Origin of the sequence: Streptomyces sp. DvalAA-14 (assembly GCF_900091855.1) — a bacterium.
Taxonomy (GTDB): Bacteria; Actinomycetota; Actinomycetes; order Streptomycetales; family Streptomycetaceae; genus Actinacidiphila.
Window position 1 is genome coordinate 1 of the sequence record NZ_FMCH01000309.1, and the last position, 6,249, is coordinate 6,249.

5 protein-coding genes are annotated in these 6,249 nt (G+C 73.7%); 1 reads left to right on the forward strand and 4 read right to left on the reverse strand.

Going from position 1 to position 6,249, the window contains the following annotated elements; translation table 11 throughout:
• The 4 genes from GA0115240_RS15630 to GA0115240_RS15645 all read right to left on the reverse strand — a co-directional run.
• Positions 1-1,107 (reverse strand): GGDEF domain-containing protein (locus GA0115240_RS15630; RefSeq protein WP_093737285.1); only part of this gene is annotated, 1,107 nt, incomplete at its 3' end.
• Positions 1,108-1,335: 228 nt separating this feature from the next.
• On the reverse strand, positions 1,336-2,136 hold the full coding sequence (locus tag GA0115240_RS15635; protein WP_093737286.1) for an enoyl-CoA hydratase/isomerase family protein: 801 nt from the start codon (positions 2,134-2,136) through the stop codon (positions 1,336-1,338).
• 84 nt (positions 2,137-2,220) lie between these two features.
• On the reverse strand, positions 2,221-3,333 hold the full coding sequence (locus GA0115240_RS15640; RefSeq protein ID WP_093737289.1) for an adenylate/guanylate cyclase domain-containing protein: 1,113 nt from the start codon (positions 3,331-3,333) through the stop codon (positions 2,221-2,223).
• Between the two features lie 234 nt (positions 3,334-3,567).
• On the reverse strand, positions 3,568-4,434 hold the full coding sequence (locus GA0115240_RS15645) for a biotin--[acetyl-CoA-carboxylase] ligase (RefSeq protein ID WP_093737287.1): 867 nt from the start codon (positions 4,432-4,434) through the stop codon (positions 3,568-3,570).
• Positions 4,435-4,617: 183 nt separating this feature from the next.
• On the opposite strand from GA0115240_RS15645, the gene GA0115240_RS15650 reads away from it, so the two are divergent.
• A complete protein-coding gene (locus GA0115240_RS15650) occupies positions 4,618-6,207 on the forward strand; it encodes an acyl-CoA carboxylase subunit beta (RefSeq protein ID WP_093737288.1) in 1,590 nt (529 codons plus the stop codon).
• The last annotated feature ends 42 nt before the right edge of the window (positions 6,208-6,249 follow it).

The following is a 6,249-nucleotide window of genomic DNA, read 5'->3' on the forward strand; positions in this document are numbered from 1 at the left end:
GGGGGAGTCGGCGAGCTGGACCACCGGGTCGGCCGGGCCCTCGCGGCCGGCGACGACCGGGTGCGCGGCCCGCAGCGCCTTCGCGCGGTACTGCGCCGCGTCCGCCAGCCGGAACAGCCGCCGCGCCGACCGCACCGGCCCGATCGCGTCCCCGGTGGACGCGACCCCGACCGCCACCCCCTCCCCCGCCTCCAACCCCTGCGCCCGGCTGCACAGTTCTTCCGCCACCCGCTCCACCTCCGCCGCCGCCTGCCCGACCGCCACGATGCAGAACTCGTCCCCGCCCAGCCGGGCCGCCAGGCTCCCCGGCAGCGCCGCCCCGCACACCGACAGCAGCGAGCCGAAGCGTTCCAGCAGCCGGTCCCCCACCGCGTGCCCGAGCAGATCGTTGACCTTCTTCAGGCCGTTGAGGTCGCACACGACCAGGCTGACCACGACCCCCTCCGCCCGGTGCCGCTCCAGCGCCTCGTCCAGCCGTACGTCCACCGCCCGCCGGTTGCCCAGCCCGGTCAGCGGGTCGGTGAAGGCCAGCCGGCGTACTTCGGCGAGCCGCTGGGTCTGGGCGATGGCGGCGGCGATCAGCGCCGCCAGCACGCTCGCGAAGTCCGCGTCGGCGCGGGCGAAGGCCGTCTCGCCGACCGCCCGGGCCACGTACAGCTCCCCCCAGGCCCGCCCGTGCACGATGATCGGCGCGACCACGCAGCTGCCGCGCCCGCGCCGCCGCAGCGCGGCCGTTCGGCCCCAGCTGTTGCCGCCGGCCGTGGACCCAGCGGGGTCCAGCGTCTCCACCCAGGCGTGCGGTTCGCCGCCGCCGGCCCACGTCCCGTGCAGGAACTCGGCGATCTCCGGGAAATCGTGGACGGAGTACGTCTCGTCGGTCGGCTCGGCGACCTCGCCGGTCATGAGGTGGCCGTCGTTGACCAGGACCCGCAGCCGTCCGGCCTCCCGCTCCCAGGCGGAGATGGCCGCGAACGAGCCGCCCATCGCCAGCCGCGCGCGCCGGGCGCCGGCCCGGACCGCGGCGCGGGGCGTCTGCGCGGTGGCGAGCGCCTGAGCGAGTTCGACGACCGCCCGCAGCCGTACGTCAGCCGCCGTCCCATCAGCCATTCCCCCAGGCTAAGGGCTGTCCCGTCATCCGCGGCGGATGAGCGTGCGGCGTCAGATGCGGTGCATCGCAAGGCGGTGGGGGCACCTCCCAGCGACAGCTGGGGGACGTCGTCCTCATACGGGTCGTATCCGGACAGGCCCGACAACTTATGGAGGTTTGCCCGGCGACGATCGCTGGCCCGGCGGCGGCTGGGCCGAACGGGCGGGAACCGGGGCGGCGCCGCTGGGCTACTCCCCGGGCCAGACCGGCGCGCGCTTGTCGTTGAACGCGGCGACTCCTTCGGCCCGGTCGCCGGAGAAGGCCACGGTGCGCCAGGCGGCGTCCTCGACCTCCAGGCCGGTGCGCAGGTCCAGGCCCTGGCCCAGCCGCAGCGCGGTTTTGGCCGCGCGCAGGCCGACCGGGGAGTTGGCCGCGATGGTGGCGGCCAGGGCCAGCGCGGTGTCGCGGGCGCCCTCCCCCTCGGGGGCGAGCCGGTCGATCAGGCCGTACCGGGCCGCCTCGGCCGCCGCCAGCCGGCGGGCGGTGAAGACCAGCTCGGCGGCGCGGGCCGCACCGACCCGGCGGGGCAGCAGCTGCGTACCGCCGCCGCCCGGAATCACGCCGACCGAGACCTCGGGCAGGCCCAGCACCGTGGTGCCGTCCCCGACGATCAGGTCGCAGGACAGGGCCAGCTCGAATCCGCCGCCGAGCGCGTAGCCGTGCACGGCGGCCACCGTCGGCATCGGCAGCTCCAGCACACCGGTGTACGCGGCCCGCGCGACCGGGCGCTGCCGGCGGAGTTCCGCGTCGGTGAGCGCGTTGCGCTCCTTGAGGTCGGCGCCGACGCAGAACGCCTTCTCGCCGGACGAGCTCAGCACCGTCACGCTGACCGTCCGGTCCGCGCCCAGCGCCCGGCACGCCGCCGCGATGGACTCGGCCATCGCGGTGGAGACGGCGTTCATGGCCGCCGGCCGGTCCAGCACCAGCTCCGCCACCCGCTCGCCGTGCCGCCGCACCAGGACGAACTCCCCGTACCGCTCCTCAGCCACCACGCGATCCTCCCGCCGGTTAACGCCCGTGAACGCGAACCCGGCCCATCCTGCCAGCCGGACCGGTGGGGACCGGCGGCAGGATCAGTCCGAGCGGCGGGTGAGCAGCCAGGGCTCCACGATCCCCAGGCCGCGCACCGGGCGGCGCCACATCGGCTGCAGCGCGAAGCGGTACTTCTCGGCCGAGCCCGCGTCGACATCGGCTTCGGAGACCGGGGCGTCGCCGGCCGCGCCCAGCGCCTCGGCGAAGTCGCCGTCGACCAGGACCGCGTCCCGGGGGGCTATCGACGTCAGCCGGGAGGCGAGATTGACCGTGGTGCCGAAGACGTCACCCATCCGCGTGGTGACCGTGCCGAAGGCCATGCCGACCCGCAGCGCCGGCATCGACTCGTCGCCGGTCATCGTCTCGATCAGCCGCATACCGATCTCGGCGGCCGTCCCGGGATCGTCGGCCACGAACAGCACCTCGTCGCCGAGGGTCTTGATCAGCCGCCCGCCGTAGGCGGCCACCTGATCGGCGGCGGTGGTCTCGAAGGCCTCGACCAGCTCGCCGAGCTCCTCCTCCTCCAGGCGCCGGGTGAGCCGCGTGAAGCCCACCAGGTCGGCGAAGCCCACCGCGAGCCGGCGGTCCACCGCCTCCTCGTCGTCGGACTGGACCACCCGGCTGGTGGCCGCCGCGACCTGCCGCCGCCAGACGTAGATCAAGAACTCCTCGAGCTCCGGCAGCAGCAGCTCGACCAGCGGGTACGCCACCTCGGCGCGGGTCATGCCGGGCTCGGGCGGCTCGGTGAGCCCTTCGAGGAAGGAGTCGGTCTGCCAGTCGGCGAGCCGGGCGGTGGTCTGCCCGGTGGAGCGGGCCACCTGGATGGCCATCGACTCGCTCAGCAGGCCCGCCTCGACCAGTCCGGACAGCCGCCGCAGCGCCAGCACGTCCGCCTCGGTGAGCGCCCTGGCCTGGCCGATGTCGGCGAAGCCCATCGCCCGCCAGAAGCGGGAGGCGAGGTCCATGGACACGCCGGCGGCGCGGGCCGCCTGGAAGGGGGTGTAGCGGCGGGGCGCGCCGAGGATGAGCTGCTCCAGGCGCAGGGCCAGCGGATGCTCACCGGTGTCGGGGTACTCGCCGGATTCCGGGTCCTGGCCGAAGTCCGCGCCGCCGGGGCCGTCCCCGGAGCCGTCGCCGGGGTCGACGAAGCCCATCGAGGGCAGCGGGGCCCCGCGATCGCCTCGCACCGCACCCGGGCGTGCGCCCTGATCCGGTGAGTACGGCTCGTCCGGCGAGGCGCTGTCGTTGTCCACGATCTACCGCCCGGCCTCGAAAGAATCCCTGCGCACAGCCCTTCCGATCATCGAGACGACGCAGCTCCTCAAAGATACGGCAGGTGTGCCCTGGCTCACTCGCACCGGAGCGACTGCCTGCCTGTGGCCGCCCGGTCAGCCCTGTTCGCCGGCCGGCCGCAGGTGGACGACATCGCCGGCGCCCACCGCTTCCTCACCGCCGGGCCCGGCGATCACCAGCCGCCCGTCGCCGTCCACCGCGACCGCCGTGCCGGAGACCTCCCGGCCGCCGGGCAGCTCGGCGCGCACCTGCCGGCCCAGGGTGGCGCAGCCGGCCGCGTAGGTCTGCTGGAGGCGGGAGGCCGCCGGGTCGCCGCCGACCTCGCGCCAGGCCCGGTACCAGTCGGCGATCGAGCGCAGTACGGCGCGCAGCAGCGGGTCGCGGTCGGTGCCCTGCGCGCCGGCCAGCGCCAGCGAGGCGGCGGTCGGCACGGGCAGCTCCTCCTCGTGCAGCGACACATTGAGGCCGATGCCGACGACCACCGCGGTGCCGACCCGTTCGGCGAGGATGCCGGCCGCCTTGCGCTCCTCGCCGTCGACGGTGACCAGCAGGTCGTTGGGCCATTTCAGGGCCGTGTCGACGCCGGCCGCCCGGGACAGCGCGGTGGCGGTGGCGACACCGGCCAGCAGCGGCAGCCAGCCCCAGCGGTGCGCGGGCACCTCCGCCCGGTCCCCGGCGGGCTCGCCCGGCCGGAGCAGCACCGAGAAGAACAGGCCGGAGCGGGCGGGCGCGGTCCAGCGCCGGTCGAGCCGGCCGCGGCCGGCGGTCTGCTCCTCGGCGATCAGCACCGCGCCCTCGGGGGCGCCCCTGCCGGCCCGCTCGGTGAGGTCGCTGTTGGTGGAGCCGGTGGCCTCCACCACGTCGAGCTCGGTCCACAGGCCGTCCGGGACGACGACCGCCCGGCGCAGCGCGGCGGCGTTGAGGGGCGGTCGTTCCAGATCGGACCAGCGGCTGCGCGTCATGGGATCACCCTACGAGGGCGCCCCGGGACCGCCCGGCCGCCCGGCACCGGGGGTGTGTCGAACGCATCAGTGCCCGTACCCCAGCGTGGCCATTACGCTACAGAGCACCGTTACCCATCGGTCATGTGCGCGGGCCGAGGGAGCGCCGCCGTTCGATCCGCCGAGAGCAGGAGAGCCGCCTCCATGGCCGAACCGGAGTACGACATCCACACGACTGCGGGGAAGCTCGCCGATCTGCGCCACCGGATCGAGGCGGCGACGCACGCCGGCTCGGCGCGGGCGGTCGACAAGCAGCACGCCAAGGGCAAGCTGACCGCCCGCGAGCGGATCGAACTGCTGCTGGACGAGGGGTCGTTCACCGAGCTGGACGAACTGGCCCGGCACCGCTCGACCGATTTCGGGATGGCGGACAACCGTCCCTACGGCGACGGTGTGGTGACCGGCTACGGCACCGTCGAGGGCCGCCCGGTGGCGGTGTTCTCGCAGGACTTCACGGTGTTCGGCGGCGCGCTCGGCGAGGTCTTCGGCGAGAAGATCGTCAAGGTGATGGACTTCGCACTGAAGACCGGCTGCCCGATGATCGGCATCAACGACTCGGGCGGCGCGCGGATCCAGGAGGGCGTCACCTCGCTGGGCATGTACGGCGAGATCTTCCGCCGCAACACCCATGCCTCCGGGGTGATCCCGCAGATCAGCCTGATCGTGGGCCCGTGCGCCGGCGGCGCGGTGTACTCCCCCGCCATCACCGACTTCGTGGTGATGGTCGACCAGACCTCGCACATGTTCATCACCGGGCCGGACGTGATCAGGACCGTCACCGGTGAGGAGGTCGGCATGGAGGAGCTGGGCGGCGCGCGCACCCACAACACCACCTCCGGCAACGCCCACCACCTGTCCGGTGACGAGAAGGACGCCTTCGAGTACGTCAAGGCGCTGCTGTCCTACTTGCCGAGCAACAACCTGGAGGAGCCGCCCGCCTTCCCGGCCGAGGCGGATCTGACGGTCACCGACGAGGACCTCGAACTCGACGTGCTGATCCCGGACTCGGCCAACCAGCCCTACGACATGCACAAGGTCGTCGAGCACATCCTGGACGACGGCGAGTTCCTGGAGACGCAGAGCCTGTTCGCGCCGAACATCATCACCGGTTTCGGGCGGATCGAGGGCCGCCCGGTGGGCGTGGTCGCCAACCAGCCGCTGCAGTTCGCCGGCTGCCTGGACATCAACGCCTCCGAGAAGGCGGCGCGTTTCGTCCGGACCTGCGACAGCTTCAACGTCCCGGTGATCACCTTCGTGGACGTCCCCGGTTTCCTCCCCGGCACCAGCCAGGAGTGGGACGGCATCATCCGCCGCGGCGCCAAGCTGATCTACGCGTACGCCGAGGCGACGGTGCCGCTGATCACGATCATCACCCGCAAGGCGTACGGCGGCGCGTACGACGTGATGGGCTCCAAGCACCTGGGCGCCGACCTCAACCTGGCCTGGCCGACCGCGCAGATCGCGGTGATGGGCTCGCAGGGCGCGGTGAACATCCTCTACCGCCGGACCCTGGCGGAGGCGGCGACCCCGGAGGAGGCCGAGGAGCTGCGCCAGCGGTTCATCACCGAGTACGAGGACACGCTGCTCAATCCGTATGTCGCCGCCGAACGCGGGTACGTGGACGCGGTGATCGCGCCGTCGACGACCCGGGCCCAGCTGGTGAAGGCGCTGCGCACGCTGCGCAACAAGCGGGAGAGCCTGCCGCCGAAGAAGCACGGGAACATTCCGCTCTAGCCGCACCGGCCGCCGCACCGGCGGCTGCCGCGGCGCATTCCC